This window comes from Methylobacterium sp. E-005 (assembly GCF_022829725.1).
Taxonomy (GTDB): Bacteria; Pseudomonadota; Alphaproteobacteria; order Rhizobiales; family Beijerinckiaceae; genus Methylobacterium.
This window is the reverse complement of sequence record NZ_JAKSYG010000073.1, coordinates 57,155-77,145: the sequence shown is the minus strand read 5'-3', so window position 1 is coordinate 77,145 and position 19,991 is coordinate 57,155. Positions and strand designations below refer to the sequence as shown.

The 19,991-nt window shown below is 69.9% G+C and carries 22 protein-coding genes; 6 read left to right on the top strand and 16 right to left on the bottom strand.

The genetic code is table 11. The annotated features are described in order from the left end of the window. Positions 1-13: 13 nt before the first annotated feature. Together MKK88_RS07965 and MKK88_RS07960 are read right to left on the bottom strand one after the other, a co-directional pair. Positions 14-496 (bottom strand): GNAT family N-acetyltransferase, encoded by a 483-nt coding sequence (locus MKK88_RS07965; RefSeq protein WP_243998704.1) that lies wholly within the window; start codon positions 494-496, stop codon positions 14-16. Between the two features lie 2 nt (positions 497-498). Further along, the gene (locus tag MKK88_RS07960; protein ID WP_243998579.1) at positions 499-1,266 is read right to left on the bottom strand and encodes an NAD kinase; all 768 of its coding nucleotides are present in this window, start codon (positions 1,264-1,266) and stop codon (positions 499-501) included. 139 nt (positions 1,267-1,405) lie between these two features. On the opposite strand from MKK88_RS07960, the gene cutA reads away from it, so the two are divergent. After that, positions 1,406-1,747 (top strand): divalent-cation tolerance protein CutA, encoded by a 342-nt coding sequence (gene cutA / locus MKK88_RS07955; RefSeq protein ID WP_243998577.1) that lies wholly within the window; start codon positions 1,406-1,408, stop codon positions 1,745-1,747. Between the two features lie 143 nt (positions 1,748-1,890). Beyond that, positions 1,891-2,487 (top strand): hypothetical protein, encoded by a 597-nt coding sequence (locus MKK88_RS07950; RefSeq protein WP_243998575.1) that lies wholly within the window; start codon positions 1,891-1,893, stop codon positions 2,485-2,487. A gap of 33 nt (positions 2,488-2,520) precedes the next feature. Here the strand turns inward: MKK88_RS07950 and MKK88_RS07945 are convergent, their stop codons facing one another. From MKK88_RS07945 to MKK88_RS07930, 4 genes are all read right to left on the bottom strand, one after another. Beyond that, positions 2,521-3,657, bottom strand: a complete 1,137-nt coding sequence (locus MKK88_RS07945; protein WP_243998573.1) for a glycosyltransferase — start codon at positions 3,655-3,657, stop codon at positions 2,521-2,523. A gap of 67 nt (positions 3,658-3,724) precedes the next feature. Further along, a complete protein-coding gene (locus MKK88_RS07940) occupies positions 3,725-4,483 on the bottom strand; it encodes a lysophospholipid acyltransferase family protein (protein ID WP_243998571.1) in 759 nt (252 codons plus the stop codon). 227 nt (positions 4,484-4,710) lie between these two features. Further along, positions 4,711-6,240, bottom strand: coding sequence for a phytoene desaturase family protein (locus MKK88_RS07935; protein ID WP_243998570.1), 1,530 nt, complete (start codon positions 6,238-6,240; stop codon positions 4,711-4,713). 101 nt (positions 6,241-6,341) lie between these two features. Continuing rightward, positions 6,342-7,184, bottom strand: coding sequence for a type 1 glutamine amidotransferase (locus MKK88_RS07930; protein WP_243998567.1), 843 nt, complete (start codon positions 7,182-7,184; stop codon positions 6,342-6,344). Between the two features lie 252 nt (positions 7,185-7,436). Here MKK88_RS07930 and MKK88_RS07925 point away from each other — a divergent pair, with 252 nt between their 5' ends. After that, positions 7,437-7,808 carry a hypothetical protein gene (locus MKK88_RS07925; protein ID WP_243998566.1) on the top strand — a complete coding sequence of 124 codons (372 nt, stop codon included), beginning with the start codon at positions 7,437-7,439 and terminating at the stop codon, positions 7,806-7,808. Between the two features lie 52 nt (positions 7,809-7,860). Beyond that, the gene (locus MKK88_RS07920; protein WP_243998563.1) at positions 7,861-8,340 is read left to right on the top strand and encodes a cache domain-containing protein; all 480 of its coding nucleotides are present in this window, start codon (positions 7,861-7,863) and stop codon (positions 8,338-8,340) included. 10 nt (positions 8,341-8,350) lie between these two features. Here the strand turns inward: MKK88_RS07920 and MKK88_RS07915 are convergent, their stop codons facing one another. The 5 genes from MKK88_RS07915 to MKK88_RS07895 form a co-directional block, all read right to left on the bottom strand. After that, positions 8,351-9,559, bottom strand: a complete 1,209-nt coding sequence (locus MKK88_RS07915) for an ABC transporter permease (RefSeq protein ID WP_243998561.1) — start codon at positions 9,557-9,559, stop codon at positions 8,351-8,353. Beyond that, the gene (locus tag MKK88_RS07910; protein WP_243998559.1) at positions 9,556-10,530 is read right to left on the bottom strand and encodes an ABC transporter ATP-binding protein; all 975 of its coding nucleotides are present in this window, start codon (positions 10,528-10,530) and stop codon (positions 9,556-9,558) included. Before MKK88_RS07910 ends, MKK88_RS07915 begins: the two co-directional genes overlap by 4 nt. 5 nt (positions 10,531-10,535) lie before the next feature. Next, positions 10,536-10,943, bottom strand: a complete 408-nt coding sequence (locus tag MKK88_RS07905; RefSeq protein ID WP_409566628.1) for a DUF2141 domain-containing protein — start codon at positions 10,941-10,943, stop codon at positions 10,536-10,538. A 35-nt stretch (positions 10,944-10,978) separates the two neighbouring features. Next, entirely contained in the window at positions 10,979-12,568 is a 1,590-nt protein-coding gene (gene crtI / locus MKK88_RS07900) for a phytoene desaturase family protein (protein WP_243998557.1), read from the bottom strand. Positions 12,569-12,726: 158 nt separating this feature from the next. After that, positions 12,727-13,953, bottom strand: a complete 1,227-nt coding sequence (locus MKK88_RS07895) for a YbfB/YjiJ family MFS transporter (RefSeq protein ID WP_243998555.1) — start codon at positions 13,951-13,953, stop codon at positions 12,727-12,729. A gap of 72 nt (positions 13,954-14,025) precedes the next feature. On the opposite strand from MKK88_RS07895, the gene MKK88_RS07890 reads away from it, so the two are divergent. Then, positions 14,026-14,904, top strand: coding sequence for a LysR family transcriptional regulator (locus MKK88_RS07890; protein ID WP_243998553.1), 879 nt, complete (start codon positions 14,026-14,028; stop codon positions 14,902-14,904). A gap of 141 nt (positions 14,905-15,045) precedes the next feature. Here the strand turns inward: MKK88_RS07890 and MKK88_RS07885 are convergent, their stop codons facing one another. The 5 genes from MKK88_RS07885 to croR form a co-directional block, all read right to left on the bottom strand. Continuing rightward, the gene (locus tag MKK88_RS07885) at positions 15,046-16,377 is read right to left on the bottom strand and encodes a TadE/TadG family type IV pilus assembly protein (protein ID WP_243998551.1); all 1,332 of its coding nucleotides are present in this window, start codon (positions 16,375-16,377) and stop codon (positions 15,046-15,048) included. 75 nt (positions 16,378-16,452) lie between these two features. Further along, positions 16,453-17,064, bottom strand: a complete 612-nt coding sequence (locus MKK88_RS07880) for a TadE/TadG family type IV pilus assembly protein (RefSeq protein ID WP_243998549.1) — start codon at positions 17,062-17,064, stop codon at positions 16,453-16,455. Beyond that, entirely contained in the window at positions 17,064-17,687 is a 624-nt protein-coding gene (locus MKK88_RS07875) for a TadE/TadG family type IV pilus assembly protein (RefSeq protein ID WP_243998547.1), read from the bottom strand. Before MKK88_RS07875 ends, MKK88_RS07880 begins: the two co-directional genes overlap by 1 nt. A 206-nt stretch (positions 17,688-17,893) precedes the next feature. Then, on the bottom strand, positions 17,894-18,724 hold the full coding sequence (locus tag MKK88_RS07870; RefSeq protein ID WP_243998545.1) for a TrmH family RNA methyltransferase: 831 nt from the start codon (positions 18,722-18,724) through the stop codon (positions 17,894-17,896). Position 18,725: 1 nt separating this feature from the next. Further along, complete coding sequence (croR, locus tag MKK88_RS07865) at positions 18,726-19,199, bottom strand: MaoC family dehydratase (RefSeq protein WP_243998543.1); 474 nt, start codon at positions 19,197-19,199, stop codon at positions 18,726-18,728. A 186-nt stretch (positions 19,200-19,385) separates the two neighbouring features. Here croR and MKK88_RS07860 point away from each other — a divergent pair, with 186 nt between their 5' ends. Beyond that, positions 19,386-19,991 carry a cation transporter gene (locus MKK88_RS07860; RefSeq protein ID WP_243998542.1) on the top strand — a complete coding sequence of 202 codons (606 nt, stop codon included), beginning with the start codon at positions 19,386-19,388 and terminating at the stop codon, positions 19,989-19,991.

Sequence of the window (19,991 nt, the reverse complement as noted above, 5' to 3'; positions counted from 1 at the left end):
GGCGTCCCAGGTCTCAGAGCGTCCGGAACATCACCAAGGCGTCGACACATCCGAGGCTTGGATGCCGGAAGGCGCCCGGAAGTCGTCCGACCACGGCGAAGCCGAGGCTCTCCCAGAGCCGCACGGCCCGGACGTTGGTGCTCACCACGAAATTGAACTGCATCGCCGTGAAGCCGCATGCCCGGGCCCGGTCGAGCGCATGCGCCCCCATGGACCGGGCTATCCCGCGGCCTGACGCCGCCGGGTCGGTCATGAAGCCGCAATTGGCGACGTGGGCGCCGAAGCCCGCTTGGTTAGCCCGCAGGTAATAGGTGCCGCGCACCGCCCCTTCCTGCTCGGCCACGTAGGTCTCGCGGTCGGCGCCGGTCCAGTAGGTGAGGGCGGCCCCCTCGCTGAGGTCGCGGTCGAGGGCGTAGGTCTCCCCGGCGCGGATGGTCGGCACGATGATCCGAGCGATCGCCGCGTGATCGGCCTGTGCGGCGCGCCTGATCTGCACGCTCACCCGAACTGCTCCCGCAGGATGCGCTCGTCGAGGCTGTGGCCGGGATCGTGCAGCAGCACCAGCTCGGTGGAACGGTCGAGCGAGGTCTCGACCGTGCAGACCCGGCGGAACTCGGTGTGGTCGGCCACCGCCGCCACGGGGCGGTGGGGCGCGTCGAGCACGTCGATCCGGATCTTCGCGTAATCCGGCAGGAGCGCGCCGCGCCAGCGCCGGGGCCGGAAGGCCGAGATCGGGGTCAGCGCCAGGAGCTTCGCGTCCAGCGGCAGGATCGGGCCGCCCACCGACAGGTTGTAGGCGGTCGAGCCGGCGGCGGTGGCGACCAGCACGCCGTCGGCGATCAGCAGGTCAAGCCGGACGTTCCCGTCCACGGCGATCTTCAGCTTGGCGGTCTGGTGGGTCTGGCGCAACAGGTAGACCTCGTTGATCGCCCGCGCCCGGTGCGAGCGGCCCTCGGTGTCCAGCACATCCATCACCAGCGGGTGAATGACGCTGCGATGCGCCGCGTCCAGATGCTCCAGGAGATCGTCGTCCCGGAACTCGTTCATCAGGAAACCGACCGTCCCGCGATTCATCCCGTAGATCGGCTTCGGGTTGTCCATGAACCGGTGCAGCACCTGAAGCATCAGCCCGTCGCCGCCGAGTGCCACCACGACATCCGCCTCTTCGGGCGGGACGTGATCGTAGCGGCGCATCAGGGCGGCGGCCGCCTCGCGGGCGTAGCCGGTCGGGCTCGCCACGAAGGCGATTTTCTTGACATGCGGCATGGGTCAGGCGGGGCCGGGCAGGCGCGTCGCGTCAGGCGTCATCACGTCACGGCTCCAGTGCTGACGAGCGAACCGCCCGGTTGACGTCGGTGCCCCGCATGCCCCCACTCTCCGGGACCGCGCGACCCGGAGGCATAGCATGGAGCGTCCGCTCCTCGTCTACACCACCTTTCCCGATCTGGCCTCGGCCCTCAATATCGGCGAGTTTCTCGTCCGCGAACGGTTGATCGCCTGCATCAACGTGCTGCCGGGCATGCGCTCGGTCTACAGCTGGAAGGGCGCGATCGAGCGAAGCGAGGAGGTCGCCGCCATCCTCAAGAGCCGCGAGGGCTTGGCCGACGCTCTGGCAGCCGCCTTGAAGGCGCGTCATCCCTACGACACGCCGATCATCCTGCATCTCCCGGTCGCCGGGGCGGATGCCGATACGGCGGCCTGGATCCTGGCGGAGACCGGCCTTGGGGCGTCGCCCGCGACCGGCTGAACGGGCGCAGGCTGTGCGGCGCTCGCGCGCACCCGCCCACGTCTCCGCAGGGCATTGCGTTGTCAGACGCCAAAGGGCTGTCGCCTCGCCAGCGGCGGCAGACTGAGCAGGTTGCGCGGCGCGCGGGATAGGGGCTTGGAACGATGGTCGCATCGCACAACCGGGCACGCGTCGTGTCTCTCCTGATCGCGGTTCTCCCGAGCATCGGGAATGCCTGGGCGGCAGGAGACACCCCGGCGCTGAGCGTCGTGCCGGCCCCGTCCGGTCCGGCGGGTCTGGCAACGGTCGATCCGCCCGCTCTGCGCTACGGCGTGCTCTATGCCGACGCGGAGGGGCGCAGCCATGTCCAATATTGCGATCTCAAGAATTTCGCCTTCAAGAGCTACGCGCCGCCCGCACCGCCGCAATATGTCGGCGCGCCACCCGGTGACGTGGCGTCGATCGCCTACGCAATCCTCCCGGTCGGCTATGTCGGCCCGTGGCACGCGGCGCCCGGCCCGCAATGGGTGATCACCTTGTCGGGGCGCTGGTCGGTGGAGGCCACGGACGGAACCGTGATGGAGCAGGGTCCCGGCGAGATTCAGTTCAACGCCGACTCTGGGTCGAAACCGCAGGCGCCTGACGGCCGGGCTGGCCACCTGACCCGGCAGATCGGCACTGTGCCGACCGTGCAGCTCATCGTCTCGGTGAAGCCGCAACCGGATGGAGGCGGCACCAAGGCCTGCCAACCCTTGCCATGAAGACTGCTCCGGCGAGTCGCGGGTCAGGCCGCCTCAGACCCCGCTGACCGGATAGCTGCGACCCTTCCACGTGGCGGCCCCGGCCCGCTCCCGCCGCAGCAGCACGTTCCATTGGATCGCCAGCGCCACCGCGACTGCGGCCGGGTGGAGCGGGATCGTCGCGAGTGGCGCCCGGACCGCCAGGGTGATCGCGACGCGCGTCGCCAGCGAGAAGGCGAGGGCCCCCGCGGCTGGGATCAGGGCTGAAGTCGGGATCAGACCGGACAGGCCGGCCAGGACGAGGAACAGCGGGAGTAGCTGCCCGGCTCCGAGCAGCAGGGTCCAGACCGGCAATGCCCGAAGCGTTGCCATGCCCTCGTGGGCGTTCTTGGAGAAGCCCGCCCAGGCCTGCACGAAGCCGTCATACATCCGGCAGGTGGCGAGCGAAGCGGCGGCCACGAGATCCGTCCGGTGGCCGGCCGCACGGAACAGGCGCGGCAGGCGAACCCCATCGTGAAGCGAGGTGCGGATCGATCCGTGACCGCCGGTGGCGGCGTAAGCCTCGCCCTCGACCAGGATGAGCTGGCCGCAAGCCGCCCCGAGCGACGGGTCGCGCAGGCGGCGCATCAGCGGCACCGGCAGGTAGCCCAAGAGCAAAAAATCGATCATCGGCACGGTCAGCATCTCGCCGAGCGTGCCCAGATCCTGCCGTGGCACGCCGCTGACCAGGGCCGCGCCGGTGCGGCGCGCCTGCGCCGCCAGGGACGCGGCGGCCTCGGGCGCGAGGCGCACGTCGGCGTCGATGAACAGGAGGTGGCGCCCCCGTGCGAGGCCGGCCATGTGGAAGCAGGCGTGGTTCTTGCCGGTCCAGCCCTCGGGCAGCGCCGGCACGGCGACGAGGCGCAGGCGCGGATCGCCGATGGCGCGCACGATCTCCGGGGTCGCGTCGGTGGAATGGTCGTCGCCGACGATCACCTCGACCGGCACCTGCGTGCTGGCGAGCGCCGCGCGAACCGTGGCTTCGATGTTGCCGGCTTCGTTGCGCGCCGGGATCAGGATCGAGACGAGGCCGGGATCCGCCTCCGGCTCCGGCCGGCGCAGGGCCGCGAGGTTCACGGCCGCCAGCACGGCCGGGAGGAGGGCCAGGGCGAGACCGAGCAGGGCCAGGGCCGTCAGGATCGTATCGGTCATGGTCCGTGCCGGAGATGGGTCCCGTCCGGTCCCTGCATCGCACGGGGGCGGCGTGGAGTCGAAATCCTCACGCGGCGCGATCCTGCCCGTCGGTGGCCCGGTGGGCGGGATCGAAGCGCCGGCCGGAGAGCCGGGCCGCCAGGCTTCGCCAGAGGTCGTAGATGCCCCCGACACCCTTGCGGCCGGAGACGAGGGCGCGAAAACGCGCCGGCTCGCGGCTGATCACGTCGGCGCTGAGACGGTCCAGGGTGACGGTCAGGTCGGATTCCAGCCGGACGAGGCGCTGCGGTCGGGACAGGGCGGCGAGGTCCGAGGCCGGGATGCCGGGCCCGAAGGCCGCGAAGGCCCCGGCGCCGCGCTCGTCCCAGAAGGCGTATTCGACGGCCATCGGCACGACCAGGGCATCGGGGGCGATCTCGGCGAGCCGCGCCACGCCGGGCCGCAACGCGAGGGGTCGCGCGCGGGCATCGGCGAAGCGGCCCTGCGCGGTGATCCAGAGCATCCCGTCCGGCGCGGCCAGGATCGTCCGGGCGGCGGCCAGGAATTGCGCGGCACCCCGAGGACTGTCGAGATCCACCCCGAAGGCGCCGATCCGCTCGAAGATCCGGTAGCGCGCCAGCATCGCGGCATCGAAGGGCGCCCGGCTCGGCCGCTCCGGGTAGAGGCGCCCGGCCAGCACGATGATCAGGGCCGCATCCCACCACGCGGGATGGTTGCAGTAGACCACGATGGGCCCGCGATGGTTGCGGTCGGGGGGCGTGCTCCAGAGCGGCAGGCGTAGGGCGTCGAGATGGCGGTGCAGGTAGCGCTCGAACCACGCCACCATGAAACGGCGGATCGTGGGAGAGACCTGCGGGAGATGCGCCGCTCTCCCTCCCCCCTCTGCGGGGGAGGGTACCCTGCGCAGCAGGGGGGGAGAGGGGAGCGACGGTGCAGAATACGGCTCGGCCTTCGCGGCGGGCGAGGCTTTGCCTGAACCGCCGCTCCCCTCTCCCGACCCCCTTCGAGGGCTTCCCTCCCCCGCAGCGGGGGGAGGGAGGGGCCTGGAGGATGTCACGCCGTCGCGCGCAGGGTGCCGCGCGCGTCCTGGTCGTGCGCGTCGGCGGCGATCCAGCCGGACATCATCACCATCGGCATGCCGGGTCCCGGATGGGCGGCGCCGCCCGCGAGGTAGAGCCCGCGCACCTGCCGCGAGCGGTTGCCGGGCTTGAACGCCCCCATCACCCGCCCGTGCGAGGCCAGCCCATAGATCGCGCCGTTCAGCACCTTGTACCGCTCGTGGATGTCCTGCGGCGTCAGGTGGCGTTCGACGACGATGCGCTCCTCCAGATCCGGCATGTTGGCGGTGCGCTTGAGCTTGTCGAGGATCGTCCGGCGGTAGTTCTGGAACAGAGGCCCGTCCGGGCGCCAGTCGTGGTGCGGGCGCAGGTAGGGTGTGTGGACCAGGACGTAGAGCGCCTCGCCGCCCTCCGGCGCCACGCTCGGATCGGTGGAGGAGGGGGCCGCCAGATAGGCGGTCGGGTCCGGCGCCGGCTCGCCCTTGTTGTAGATGAAGTCGAACTCCTCCTCCGGGTCGCGGGAGAAGACGAAATCGTGGTGGTTCAGGTGCTCGTAGCGCTTGTTCAGCCCGAGATAGAGCACCACCCCCGAGCAGGCCGGCTCCGGGTTCTTCTTGGCGTAGGCCTTGGCGGCGTCGCCACCGACGAGCTCGCGGTAGGTGCGCACCGAATCCATGTTGGAGATCACCGCGTCGAAGGGCGTGACGCCCGCGGCGGTGCGGACCCCGCGGACCGCGCCGTTGGCGGTCTCGATCCCCGTCACCTCGGTGTCGGTCTTGCAGGTGGCGCCGAGCTCCTGGGCGAGCTTGGCGAGCCCCTCGGCGACTGCCCGTGTGCCGCCCATCGGGTACCAGACGCCGTCCGCCGTCTGCATATGCGCGATGGCGCAGAGCACCGCCGGCGCACCGTAGGGCGAGGAGCCGACATACTGCACGAAGTGATCGAGCATCTGCGCCAGCCGGGCGTCCTTCACCTTGCCGCGGATCGTCGAGGCCACGGAGGCGTGCATGCGCAGGGATAGCACGTCGCGCAGCGTGCCGGGATTCATGTTGGCGCGGATGTTGATCGTGTCGAACAGATCCTCGACCGGCTTCCAGAAGAAGAATTTTTCGGAAACCCCGTGCAGATGCTCGGAGATGGTGAGGAACTTCTTGTAGCCCTCGCCGGTGCCCGGAGCGAAGCGCTCCATGTCGCCGGCCATCCGCTCGACGTCCTGCATCAGGTCGATATGGGTGCCGTCGTCGAAGAAGCAGCGCCATTGCGGGTCGAGGCGGCGCAGGTCCATGTAGTCGTGAACCGAGCGGCCGGCCTCCGCGAAGATGCGCTCCAGAACCCGGGGGACCGTCAGGATGGTCGGGCCCATGTCGAAGCGGAAGCCGCCCTCGTGCAGCACCGCGGCCTTGCCGCCGAGCCAGCCGTTCTTGTCGTAGACCGTCACGCGGTGGCCCCGCGCGGCAGCGACACACGCGGCCGCGAGTCCGCCGAGCCCGCTGCCGATGACGGCGACCGTGGAATCCTGGGTCATCCTGATGGGTCGCTCCCGGGGCCGTCGAGCCGACCCACCGTGGTGAAGCTAGACCCGGGACCGGGCGGGTCAACGCGCCACCCGGTCGCGGCGTGGGCGACTCAGCCCGCGTCTGTGGACAATTGGGCCAGGAAATTACCGATTTCCCGGCGGCGCAGCGTCGCGTCCAGGATCTCGGGTCCGATCCCATGGCGCCATGCGAGGCGCCGGGCCGCCTCCGGATCCGGCCCCTGGAGCCCAGCGATCTCGTCGGCATAGGCTCCCACTTCGTGCGGATCCTCGGCGAGGCCTGCCTCCACGACAGCCGAATCGCACAGACGCAGCATCGCGGCCAGCTCATCGAGATCGAGTTCCGGATGGTACTGTGTTCCCCAGAACCAGCCGGCGCCGTGCCGGATCTCGATCGCCTGGATGCCGAGCAAACGGTTGCCGGCGAGCACGCGGGCGCCTGGCGGCGGCTCCAGGACGGCGTCCGAATGGATGGCCGGGGCGTCCCAGCTGGCCGGGCGCCCGGCGAGAAGCGGGTGCGTCCGGCCCTCCTCGGTCGGGGTGATCGCCCGGGCGAAGCCGTATTCGGGGCCGCGGGGATTCTCGCCGGCCTTGCCGCCCGCCACCGTGGCGGCAACCTGCACGCCCCAGCACGAGCCGAAGACCGGCCGGCCCGCCGCCAGGGCCGCGCGCATCAGATCGAGCTGACGGGTCACCTCGGGCGTGCCCTCGGAAACCTTGAGGGTCGATCCGGTGAAGATCAGGCCGTCGAAATCGTCGAGGCCCGCCGGCAGGGCGGCGTCCGCATCGGCCGGGCTGACGAGCCGGCAGGCTGTTCCGGGGGCGAGATCCCGCACGACCGACGCATAGGATTCGGCCGAGGTCTGGCCGGTGGCCGCGACGTGCCGATCGCGCGCCGCGCGATCGTTGCCGTCGGCGATGAGCAGGCGGAGCATGAAGTTCCTTCGTCAAGCGGGACCGGACCGTGCCCGATCGCGGCACGGCTGTCCGCGCGCCCCTGGTCGCAGGGCGAGCGCGGATCGTCGCGCCTCCGGTTCGGTGAAGGCCTCTGGATGGGTGCAGGACTCGGGCTTGGTCGACGGAAGTATCGAGTTTTGAGATCTGGCAATCGCTCCCCGCATCCCAGTCGCAGGGCGCACACGGGAAGGTGATCAGCACCGGATCGCGATGCCCCCCAAACAGAGGATGTGTCCCTGCCGATCACGGCCGTATTCGTTGGGGTCGAATACTCAAAAGCGATCGGCGCGGAGGTTGAGATGCCAGATCTCGCGGAGATGGAGCTTTACTGTGTGGAAGCTCGGGGGTTGATCGCGCGCGCCGAGGCGGCCGTTCTTGCCATGAACGCGAACGGCGCGTGCCAGGGTCATCGCCTGATGGCGGCGCAGGGCCTCACGGCGATGAAGCACCTCAACCGGATCATCGAACTGCATCACAATCGCCTCGCCTTCGCGGCCCTTCCGAACGCCGCGAGCCCGCCGGTTGCACCCCGCCGGAACTGGCTTTCCGCCCTGCGTCAGCGCCTCGCGATCAGCGGTCCCGCGCTGGAGACCCGGGCCTGACGAGATCCGCCGCGTGACTGGAAACCGCAGGCTGCTTCGGTGAGGCGAAGCCATGGTGAGAGCCCTGTTGATGTCGCTCGCGCTGCTGCTGATCGGCGTCGCGCTGCCGGCCTTCGGACATCGGTCGCGACCGGTCTCCCACCAAGCCGTGGAGATCGAGACCCTCGTCAACAAGGCCGCCGATATCCTGGAGGAGCGCGGGCCCGCCGCCTTCGTGGAGTTCCGCCGCAAGGGCAGCTTGTGGCGCTACGGAGACGTCTACCTGTTCGTGGTCGACATGCGGGGGGTCGTGCTGTTCAACGCGTCCCACCCCAACCGCGAGGGGCGGGATCTGCTCCACGAGCGCGACGCCGATGGGAAGCAGTTTCACCAGGACTTCATCGACACGGTCAGCCGGTTCGGTTCGGGCTGGGTCGATTACATGTTTCCGCGACCGGGACAGTCGGTTCCGATCGTGAAATGGAGCTATGTCTGCGAGACGCACGTCGCGGGCGCGGAGGCGCTGATCGGGGCCGGCGTCTACATCGAGTAGCGTGGTCCAATCAGGCCGTGCGCCGGGCCGCAAGCGCGAGGGCGAGGCCGAGGCCGGCGAGCGCCAGCGCCCCCAGGACGGCCAAAGCGGGCGCGGCATCCGCGAAACCCTCGCCCAGCGCATCCTGATAGGCGGTGATCGCCCAGGCATTCGGGGTCAGCCAGCCTGCCTGCTGCAGCCAGGGGGGCATCAGGAAGCGCGGCACCATCGATCCGCCCACCGCCGAGAGCAGCAGCACCCCGAAGGTCGAGGCGAGGTGTGCCTGCTGGCGCGTCGAGGCGAGCGCGCAGGCGGCCAGCGCCAGTCCCGCCGCCATGGCGGAGACCAGCAGGCAGGTAAGCAGGAAGGCCGGCCAGTGGGGCCCGATTTCCACGCCGTAGAGCACCCCGGCGGCCAGGAAGATCAGCCCCGCCTGCACGACACCCTGAAGCGTCAGGAATCCGAACTTGCCGAGCACCACCACCGGCAGGCCGCCGGGCCCCGCCATCAGCCGCTCGGCAAGGCCGGTCTCGCGCTCCTCGACCAGCGACATCGCCCCCTGCATGGCGGCAAACAGCAGGAACACCGCCGTGATCGCCCCCGCGTAGTAGCTGATCCGGGCATTCGCCGTGCCGGTGGCCGTGCTGCGCCGCTCGACCATGTCGGCGAAGCTGAACGGCTGTTTCTTGGCCCGCTGCTCGGCGAAGGCCTCTTCGAGGAAGCGGCGCTCGTCCGGGCCGATCTTGCCGCTGCGCTCCACGTCGGCGACGATCCGCGACAACACCACGTCGGGCAAGGCCGCGTTCAGCACGCGCTGGAGCTGGCCGAGGGCGATCGGCGTCGCCAGGGCCTTGGCGGGATTCTCAACCAGAACCACCGGCTGGTCGGTAGGGCTGGGTGCGCCGTCGGCGGGTGCCGCGATCAGGTCACCCCGCAGAGCCAGCGCCACGTCGACCTCGCCAGAGCGTACCGCCTCGGCGACACCGGTGAGGTCTGTCACGGTCAGGCGCGTGACCCGCAGGGACGGATCGGCTGCCAGCGCATCGGTGAGGCGCTGCGTGGCGGCGGTGTGGGCGAGGTCGGCGAGACCCAGATGGATGCGGATCCGGTCACCGGTCGCCCCCGAGAAGATCGCGGCAAAGATCGAAAAGATCACGGTCGGCAGCACGAAGGCCATGACCAGGGCGGCGCGATCACGCAGCAGGCTGAGCGCCATCACACGGAACGCGGCGCCGATCATCCGGCGATCCCCGCCCATAGCGTGGCGGTCGCGGCATCGTTCGCCTCGCGGAGCCGGAGCGCGTCGCGGTAGAGCGCCTCGAGCCGCGGGGCGCGTACCCGGACCTCACCCACCGGCACACCCTGGGCGCGCAGGGCTCCGAGCAGGGCCGCGCCGTCGAGGCCGGCACGCTCCACCGAGCGCCAGATGAGGCCGCCCGGCTCGGCGGCCGCGAAGCCGGCCCGGCGCAGGGACGCGGCCGCGGCGCTGTCGGCCGGGACGGTGAGGCTCAGTTCCCGTTCGGGCGCCCCGGCGCGCAGTTGCGCCAGCAGGTCGGCGAGGCGGCCGGCGCGTACGATCCGCCCCTGTGCCAGGAACGCCACCTGTGAGGCCAAGCGCTCGGCTTCCGCGAAATCGTGGGTGGCGATCAGGATCGCGGTGCCGGCCGCCTTCAGCCGGTCGAGGACGGTGTGGATCGCCGCCCGGGCGGCGAGGTCGACGCCGCTGGTCGGCTCGTCGAGCAGGACGAGGCGCGGCTGATTCATGAGGCTCGCCGCGATGTTGACCCGGCGCCGGTAGCCCCCCGACAGGGTTCCCACCGGGCGCCCGGCGACCTCGGCGATGTCGGCCATCGCGAGCGCGGCGGCCACGGCCGCCTTCCGGTCGCGCCTTGCCACGCCCGCGAGCTGGCCGAAGACGCCGAGATTCTCGGCCACCGTCAGCTTCGGGTAGAGGGCGATCTCCTGCGGCACCCAGCCGATGGCGCGGCGGGCGCTGCCCGCCCGGTGGGGATCCGCACCGTCCACTCGCACGGATCCGACGCTCGGGCCGAGCCGGCCCGCCACGAGGCGCATCAGCGAGGACTTGCCGGCCCCGTTCGGTCCGAGGAGCGCCAGGGTCTCGCCGGCTTCGAGGTCGAGGTCGACGTGGTCCAGAACCCGCCGTCCACCGAGGTCCAGGCCGACGCCCGCGAGCCGGACCAGGGGGTCCATGCGCGTCAGCGCCGGGGCAGCGCGCGGGCGAGGCGGACCCGCAGGGTGCCGCCCGGCTCCCGCAGGCCGAAGGCGGCCTCGGCGAAGTCCGGCCGCGTGCGGCGTCCGACGGACCCCGAGAAGCCGTAGGGCTCGAGCGGCAGACCGAGGCCGGTGCGGTCGAGGCGGCCGTTGCCGTTCGCGTCCTGATAGGCCGCCACGGCGTAGGTTCCCGGCGGCACGCCCTGGAAGGTGAACAGGATCCGGCCCGCTGAAGCCGGCGCTTCGTCGCCCCGGGCGCAGGCAGCCTCCGAAAGTCCGCCCTGGCACAGGGTGACGCGTACCGGGCCACCGCCGGGCTCGATCCCGTCGACCTCGACCTGCACGGTGGCGGCCGCCGCCGGCAGGGCGGTCCAGAGCGCGCCCGCGAGGATGAGCCCGGCGAGAGGAAGCGGTCGACCCGGCCGCCTCACGAGGCCTCGCCGGAGGTGGCGAGCGGCGCGGTCTCGGGGATGCCGGCCGAGGCGGCCGCGCGGGCGCCGGCCAGTTCCTCGATCAGCAGACGGGCCGAGATGCGGGCACCCTCGTAGATCACCGGCAGGCCGGAGCCCGGATGGGTGCCGCCGCCCACGATGTAGAGTCCTGGCCCGAAGCGGTTATGCGGCCGGAAATACAGCATCTGCATCAGGTCGTGGGCGAGGTTGAAGGTGGCGCCCTCGTGGACGGCGAAATCCTCCTCCCACTGGGTCGGGTCGATGATCCGCTCGTAGCGGATCCGGGATTCGAGATCCTCGATCCCGAGGAGCTTGAGGCGCTCCAGCACCAAAGCGCGGTAGCTCTCGCGCTTTGCGGCCCAATCGATCCCGGCCTTCAGGTTCGGCACCGGCACGAGCACGTACAGGGCGGTGTGGCCGGGGGGGGCCATGCCGCCGTCGGTGTAGCCGGCATGCTGCACGTAGAGCGAGGGCTGCATCGGCAGCGTGCCCTCGGTGATCTCGCGGATGTTCTTCTCGTAGCCATCCGCCAGCAGGATCGTGTGATGCCCCAGGCTCGCGGGCATTTTCCCCTCGATGCCGAGATAGAGCATGAAGGTCGAGCAGGAGAGCCGCGCCTTCTGGATCTTGGCGTCGCGCCAGCGCGGACGGTGCCGCTCCGGCACCAGGGCGCGGACCACCTTGGCGAAGTCGCCATTGATCAGCACAGCGTCGGCGTTGAAGGTCTCGCCGTCCGCCACCACGCCGGTGGCGCGCTTGCCGTCGAACAGTACCCGCTCGACGTTGCTGTTCAGCCGCAGATCGACGCCCATGCGCCCGGCCAGACCCGCCATCGCGTCCGAGACCGCGCCGCAGCCGCCCACGGGGTGATAGACCCCGTGCTCGTATTCGAGGAACGACAGGATCGTGAACAGGCTCGGGCACCGGAACGGCGACATGCCGAGGTACTTGGTCTGGAACGAGAAGGCGAGGCGCACCCGCGGGTCGGCGAAGTGGCGCTTGAGGTCGCGGTTGACGCTCCGGCCGGGGTGCAGATAGGGCAGGGCGGCCAGCATCGCCGGGCTCGCGAGGCTGCGCAGGGTGTGGAAGGCCTGCTGCAGGATCGGCTTGAAATATTCGAGCTTGGTCCGGTTCTCGGTGAAGAACGCCTGCACGTTCTTGGCGTCGTCCGGCGCGAGGCGGGCGATCTCCTGCTCCATCCGGGCGATGTCGCCGGTCGCCCGGATCGTCCCGGAGATCCCGTCCTCACCCTCGAACACGAGGTGGTATTGCGGATCGAGCCGTTCGAGCTTGACGTGATCCTCCAGCCGCTCGCCGCAGCTCGCGAAGATATCGGCCAGGATCTGGGGATACAGGAAGAAGGTCGGCCCGATATCGAACTTGTAGCCGCCCGGTGCCGACACCGTCTTGGTCCGGCCGCCGACCTGGGCATCCTTCTCGAAGAGCGTGACGTGGATCCCGGCCCGCGCCAGCAGCAGGGCGGAAGCCAAGCCCCCCGGACCGGCACCGACCACGGCCACCCGGCGTCCGGTCAGCGCCCGCAACCCATTCCCTGACTGAAGCAACGCCGCCGACTCCCTGCCGAATCCCCCGCCAGCACAATGGTCAAGCTAGGCCCGACTTCGCGCGTGGCAATTGCTGCCGTTTGTCGCGCGCAGAATATCGCAGATGGTTATACCGGGATTATCGGACTACCGCAGAGAGTCCGTCGACCCAGATCCCGTCAGGCCGGCTGGCTCTCGAGCGCGGGCTGCGCCGCCCGCCACAGCCACGTTGCCGTCAGGATCAGCAGGAGCGTGGCGAGCGCTCCGGTCCAGCCCAGTGCATCCCAGCCGCCCCAGTGGCCGGACCCGATGGCACGCACCAGCAGCGGGCCGGCGATTTGCCCGGCCGCGAAGGCGGCGGTCATGCGCGCCAGCAGCGGCGTCGGATTGTCGGGGCGCGTCTCGCGGGCCAATTGCAGGCCCGCCATGGTGGCGACCATGAAGGTTCCGCCCACGAGAACCGCCGACAGGGCGATGGCCGGAAGTGTCTGGACGACCAGGGGCAGGGCGGTGCCGAGCGCCATGACGCCCTGCGCCAGGGCCCAGATCCGCTGGCGGGACCTGTTGGGCAGGAAGCGCGCCACCGCGGCGACCGAGAGGGCGGCCGCGAGGCCGAAGAGCGGCCAGGTCAGCCCGAAGACCAGGGGATCGGGGGCCAGCGCCCGGGCCATGGTGGGGAGGAACGTCGCCGGGACGATGTAGCCGAACCCGAAGGTTCCATAGCAGACCACCAGGGCAAGCTCCCGCCCCCGTGAGAGCGGCGCGACGGAGGCGGCCTCGCGTTCGGCGACACGGGCCGGCCGCGTGTCGGCGCCTGCGGATCGCCCGGAGGATTGCGACCCGACGAACAGGGCGCCTGAGCCGGCGACCACGCCCAACTCCAGCCACAGCCAATGCGCCGGCTGGCGTCCCCCAAGCCACGTCAGCAGTCCGGCGAGGGCGATGCCGAGCCCGACGCCCGTATAGATCCAGGCCCCCGCCTGTCCGGCCTGCCGCCGGGCCAGTTCGGCGAGGCACCAGCCGCTCGCGCAAACCAGCGCCCAGGCGCTGAACACCCCGGCGGCGCCGCGCAGTCCGAGGCCGAGCAGCGGGATCGTCCCGGCATCGACCGTTGCCGTCGCCAGCGTCGTCAGCGCCACCCCGAGCAGGCTCAGAAGCAGGCCGCGCCGCGGGTCGCCCGCGAACCGCGAGGCGGTCAGGGCACCGAGAAGATAGCCACCGTAATTCACCGCCGCCCATGCCGCACCGGTCGCCGGGCTCAAAGAGCCGTCGCGCACCATCAGCGGCAGGAGCGGCGTGAAGGCAAAACGGCCGATCCCCATGGCGGCCGCCAGGGCGACGAGGCCGGAGGCTACGATCGGCCGGATCGTGCCCTGCGGATCTGCGGTGGGAGGCTTCGTTTTCATGGTGCCCGGTTCAACACGGACCGGTCCGTGTTGGAAAATGAATTCTCGTGATGTATCGTTCTCGCAATGAGAATGATCGACCTGGACGACCTGCACATTTTCCGCTGCGTCGTGCGGGAAGGCGGGGTGACGCGGGCTGCGGCGCAGCTGCACCGGGTGCCCTCCAACGTGACGACTCGGATCAAGCAGTTCGAGGAGCGGCTTGGGGTCGCGCTGTTCCGCCGACAGGGGCGCAGCCTCACCCTGACGGAGGCGGGGCGTGTTTTGCTCGGCCATGCTGAAAAGCTGCTGCAGATGGCCGACGAGGCCGAGCGGGATCTGCGCGGCGGGACCGTGCGGGGCGTGCTCCGCCTCGGCTCCCTGGAGAGCGCCGCCGGCGCGAGGCTGCCGCCGATCCTGTCGGCGTTCTACGCCCGGTATCCGGACGTCGCCATCGCGTTGCAGACCGGCACGACGCAGGCGCTGCTGCGCCAACTCGACCGGTTCGAGATCGAGGCCGCCTTCGTGTCAGAGCCGTTCGAGCGTCGAAGCCTCTCGTCGATCCCCGCCTTCGACGAGGAACTGGTCCTGATCACCGGCAAGGGGGTGACGACGATCCGTGAGGCGGTCGCGCTGGGCGGGCGGACCGTGGTGGCCTTTCCGCAGGGCTGCTCCTATCGCGCCCACCTCGTCGCGTGGCTGGCAGGGGAGGGCGCATCGCCCGAGCGGGTGCTCGAGATGAATTCCTACCACGCCATCGTAGCCTGCGTGGCGGCCGGCACCGGAGCGGCGATCGTGCCGGGCGAGATGCTCGACCATGCCGTCCTGAGCGATGCGGTGCAGCGCCATCCGCTGCCTGAGCGCCTGCGCCGCAATCGCACGCATCTCGTCTGGTCCGGAGAGGCGAGCGCGCCGCTGACGGCGCTCATGGCGCTGCTGCCGAAGCCGGCTGCCGATGCCCGGGCGGCGTGAGCCGGCGTGGATGGCCAGCATCAAGTCCCTGTGCGTGAATACGTGCCCGTCTGGCGTGCGGGACCAGGGTGCGCGACCCGTCGCTCGTTTCGTCGGCCATCCGCGTATGGGAGGGCCCGAGACGGATCGGCCTCCCGGCGATCAATTGCTGAGTCGGACGGACGCGACGGCGGTCGAGAAGAGCTGGAGCATGGCGGCCGTGATATCGCCGCCGGAGGCGACGGGAAAGTACAGGCCGTCCGACGCGCAGGCTTTCAGCATCGGTCCGATCTGGTTCTCGTAGGGTTGGACATAGGCGTTATAGAAGGGATTGTCGTAGATTGGCAGATACTGCGTGTAGACGATGCCGATACGGACGTTGTTACTCTTCAACGCGTTGCAGGTCGACGGGCTGAATGGGCCGATGAAGCGATTGCCGCTGATCTGGAACCCCGCACTCTGATTCGTGACGGTGCCGCCAGTATCTTCCACGCCGTCGGTCACGAGGAACAGGAGCCGGATCGGTGATGCGGATGACGTCCCGATGCCGCTGGCTGGGATCGCCGCGTTCATCTTCGCGATGGCGCGTTCGAAATCGGTCTGATTGTCGGACTGATTGTAATACGCGTAGGCGATGTCGATGTTGGCTGCCGCTGTTTTGATCTGGCTCAAGGTCGGGGTCATGGCCTGCAAACGCGTCTGCGTCGTGGAGTCGTTGAAGGTCCACATCTCCATCTGGAATTGCTGACTCAGCGACATGCTGGCATTGGCCTGATCGACCAGCGCGGAGACCGCATCCCGCAGGACCTGGATACGCAGCTTGATGTTGTTCTTCTGGGCGATGTGATAATAGTCGTTCAGGTTGTCGCCGGTTACATTGCCCTGGCTGTCGTAGGTGTGTTCGTGACAGGCGAAGGCGCAGCGGTCGGGCGTCGCGTTCTTCATGTTGTTGACATCGGTATCGGTTGCCGCGAGCCCCATCGACGGGGAATTGTCCAGCAGCAGGTAAAAGTTGATGTATTGAAAGAGATTGCGGGTACTGGACGCGCTCGCGCCGATGTTCATGCTGGCGACCTTCATCATGGAGGCCAGACTGGTCTTCACGGTGGCCGTGTAGCTCGCCGTCAGGCTTACGGTCGAGGTTCCGTTGATCGGGGTCCCAGGATTGAAGGAGGTGACGGTCACACCGGGTACTTTGGCGGCCTCCGTGCGGAACTGCGTCTCCATATTCTGGAGATTGGTCGACGTGATGGTGTTGGTCTTCTGGGACATGACCGCGAGGACGGCCCCGTCGAGGGCGGCGTCGAGCCGGGCCTTCGCGGCGTTGCGCCGGCCGTAATCGATGGCTGCGGCCGAGGCGAACAGGATCGGCATCGCCACGAGGGCGAGGGTCACCGCGACCTGGCCGGAGCGCGCACGCCTGTAACGCCGCGCGTGCGCGCGGAGGAAGCGGATGGCGCGTTCAGGAAACGGCGACATGGTATCTTCCTGCAATCGGCCAAGACTCTGAATTTTTGGGGTGTGACGCGCTCTTGCGCCGAACCGGCGGCCATTCCGGCGGAGAGCGCTTCAGTAGGTCGGGCAGATGATGCCGCCCGGCATGACGATCTCGTTGATGGTTCGCTCCGACCACGGGATCTGTCGCGTGAAGACCAGACCCTGGGATCCGAAGATCCAGCGGTAGAGCGCGCTCCCGATGATCGGCGTGTAGGCCATCGAGACCTCCGCCAGGATGTAGCGGGCTCCGTTGAACTGATAGGCCGCTGGCGTGGCCGGTAGGCCGTTCGTCCCGTTGATCTGCTTTGGCGGTCGCTGGGTCGCGTTCTGGGCCCAGCTGGAACAGACACCGCCGTAGAACGCGCCGTTGTAGGAGAGAACGCCCATGGCGTTGACGACGATCTGGAGGCCCGAGGCGTCCAGCGGCCGAAGGATCGCGGTCGCGGCGCTGGCGATCCCCGCCATGTCGGCGGCCGAGGGCTTCGGGTTGTCCGCGCGCCCCGAACGGTCGCCGAGCGTCCGTGCGAACAGTGTCAGCTTGCGGTTCGCATCGAGGATGCGGGTCAATTCGACGGTGCCGAAATAGATGACGATGAGGATCGGAAGGACGAGGGCGAACTCCACGGCCGCGACGCCGCGCCGGTCGCCGATCCAACGTCTCAGACGTGTCGCGGGGGCCATCATCACGAGCAGACGGACTGGGTGGTGTAGGGTTCGATCTTGAAGACGGTGGCGGCCCGAAGCGCGCGCCGCCTGTTGGGCAGGTTTGCCGTTGCCGCGCCCAGAAACGGGAAGAAGACCGGGACGTCCACGGCGGCCTGAACCACCATGATCGCCGAGGCGCCCCCGCAGGTGTAGCTCTGGAACTTCGGGTTCCAGTCGCTGACGTTGCTGCTGTTGATGGCGACGGGGGAGACCGTCGTGGCGCCCGCATAGCTGGAGGCCGTCGTGATGCTGACGCGGACGTTGGCGCAGGTGAAGATCGTCACCCGCGCGGCGCCGCTCGGCTGCGTGCAGAGCGCGGTCCGGAACCGGCCGATCAGCGTCGCGGGGTCAGTCGTGCCGGAATTCGCTGTCTGGAAGGAGCCCGTGTAGATCTGGCGCCCGGCCTCGACGACGGCCTGTTGCAGGATCTCCTGCTCCCAGGCGACCAGGCCATTCTCCAGGCAGGCCCCGATCAGGGCGATGAAGGGCAGCGCAACGAGGCCGAACTCGACCGCCGTCGCACCGCTCCGCTCACGGAACAGCCGTGCAACAGGATGCGGCGGCCTCAGCCAACGGGGCGCGACATGGCTCGATAATCTCACGGTCCGACCCGGCGGGTTTGGGTACTTGCGCCGGATAGACCATAGGAATCTTACGTTTCCTTCTATGCGACCGCAGAAACTCGGGCGGCGGATTGATATTTCTATCTTCTGTGGTTGTGTGGCCCGATCTCTTGCAACCAAAGATTAGAGCCACGTCCTGAACGGGGTGAAACCTGGGCCTTGGGTGCGCCGTCCCCACTCAGGACTTATCGTCTGCGGTCGAGGCGTCCCTGGCCGCGTGCGATCGTGTGGAGGGCGATTCCAGCCGCGGTGGCGACGTTGAGGGAATCAAAGCCCGTCGCCATCGGGATGCGGATTGGCCGCGCCCGGGCGAGGAACGCCGCGGCGAGGCCGGGCCCCTCCGTCCCCAGGATCAGGAGCGCCCGCGCGGGTGCGGCGCGGTCCTCCAGGGTCTCGGTTGCGCCCGGGCTGAGCGCCAGCGCCTGGAGGTCGAGCGATTCGGAGAACCGCAGCCAGTCCTGGTCCGCCGCGAGCCGCGCGAAGGGCTGGATCAGCGCCGCGCCGGCCGAGACCCGGATGCTCTTGCGGTAGAGCGGATCGCAACTCGCCGCGTCGAGCAGAACTCCATCCGCCCCGAAGGCGGCGGCGTTGCGGAAGGCGGCGCCGACATTGTCGTGGTTGGTCAAGCCCGCGAGCGCGAGCACCAGGGCCGGTGCGGGCGCCGGCGGTACCAGCGCCGCCGCGTCCAGCTCCGGTCCGCGCAGGCCGACCGCCAGCACGCCGCGGTGGATCGGGAAGCCCGCCACGGCGCTCATCACGGCGCGGGTGGCGAGGAAGACCGGCGGTGGCGCCGGGCAGGCGGCAATGGTTGCGGCGAGGCCCGGCCACCGTTCCGGCAGGAGCAGGATCGACTCGGCGCGGAAGCGGCTGCGCGGGCCGAGCAGCAGCCGCAGGGTCACCTCGCCCTCGGCGATGAAGCGCCCGGCGCGGCCCACGAGGTCGCGCTCGCGCATCCGGGTATAGGGTTCGAGGCGCGGGTCGTCCGGGTCGGTGACCGTCTCCGGGACGGAATTCACCTCAGCCCTGCTGGCGCTCGGTGCGGCTGGCGAGCGGGTCGGCCTCGGCCCTGGTCGGCACCTTCACCAGCGCCTCGCCGTCGAGGACGGTCTCCCCCGCCACCGAGCATTGGCAGGCGAGCCGCGCCCGCCGCCGCTCGGGCATCAGTTCGGCGACCGTCACGGTGACCTCCACGACGTCGCCGATCCGCACCGGCGCGCGGAAGTTGAGGGTCTGCGAGATGTAGACCGCCCCAGGCCCCGGGAGGCGGGTGCCGAGCACCGCCGAGATCAGCCCGGCGGTGTAGAGGCCGTGGGCGATGCGGGTGCCGAAGGGCGTGCGCGCGGCGAAGTGTTCGGACAGGTGGATCGGGTTGCGGTCGCCGGTGATCTCGGCGAAGCCCACCACGTCCGAAGACGCGATGGTCTTCGACAGGGTCTCCGACAGCCCGACCTCGAGATCCTCGAAATAGAGCACGCGCAATTCGGGCAGCATGACTCGGCAGACCTCCGCTTCCGGCCTGTGACGCCTTGCGCGCCCGGCCCTGCTGCTGGCCTCGCACGATCGCGGGGCCGAATCCACCCGGACGAAGGCGTAAGAGCGTCGAACTTTCTTGAGGCGCCGACAGGGTTTTCTCAACAGCCCTCGACAGGCGCCCCCGGACCGGCGAAGACGCCCCCCGTGATCGCCGATGATGCCGCCGGGCCCGCGCCGCCCGCCCTCCGCCCCGTCGTTGCCCGCGTGGCGGCGCTGAACCTCGGCTATTTCGGGATCGAGATCGCGGTGGCGCTCGCCATCGGCTCGGTGGCGCTGATCGCCGACAGCCTCGATTTCCTGGAGGATGCGGCGATCAACCTGCTGATCTTCGCCGGCCTCGGCTGGAGCGCGCGCAACCGCGCCCGGCTCGGCACCGCCATGGCGGGCATCCTGCTCCTGCCGGCGCTGGCGGGCGCCTGGGCGGCCTACGGCAAGGTCTCGGATTTCGTGGCCCCGGCCGCCCTGCCGCTGACGCTCGCCGGCCTCGGGGCGCTCGCCGTGAACCTGACCTGTGCCCTCATGCTCGCCCGGCACCGGACCGGCTCGGGCAGCCTGACGCGGGCGGCCTATCTCTCGGCGCGCAACGACGCCTTCGCCAACGTCGCGATCATCGCGGCCGGGCTGGTGACGGCCCTCTATCCCTCGCCCTGGCCGGATCTTGTGGTGGCAGCGGGCATCGCCATCCTCAACGCCGATTCCGCCGCCGACATCCTCAAGGCCGCCGCGGCCGAACGCCGGGCGGCCCGGTAA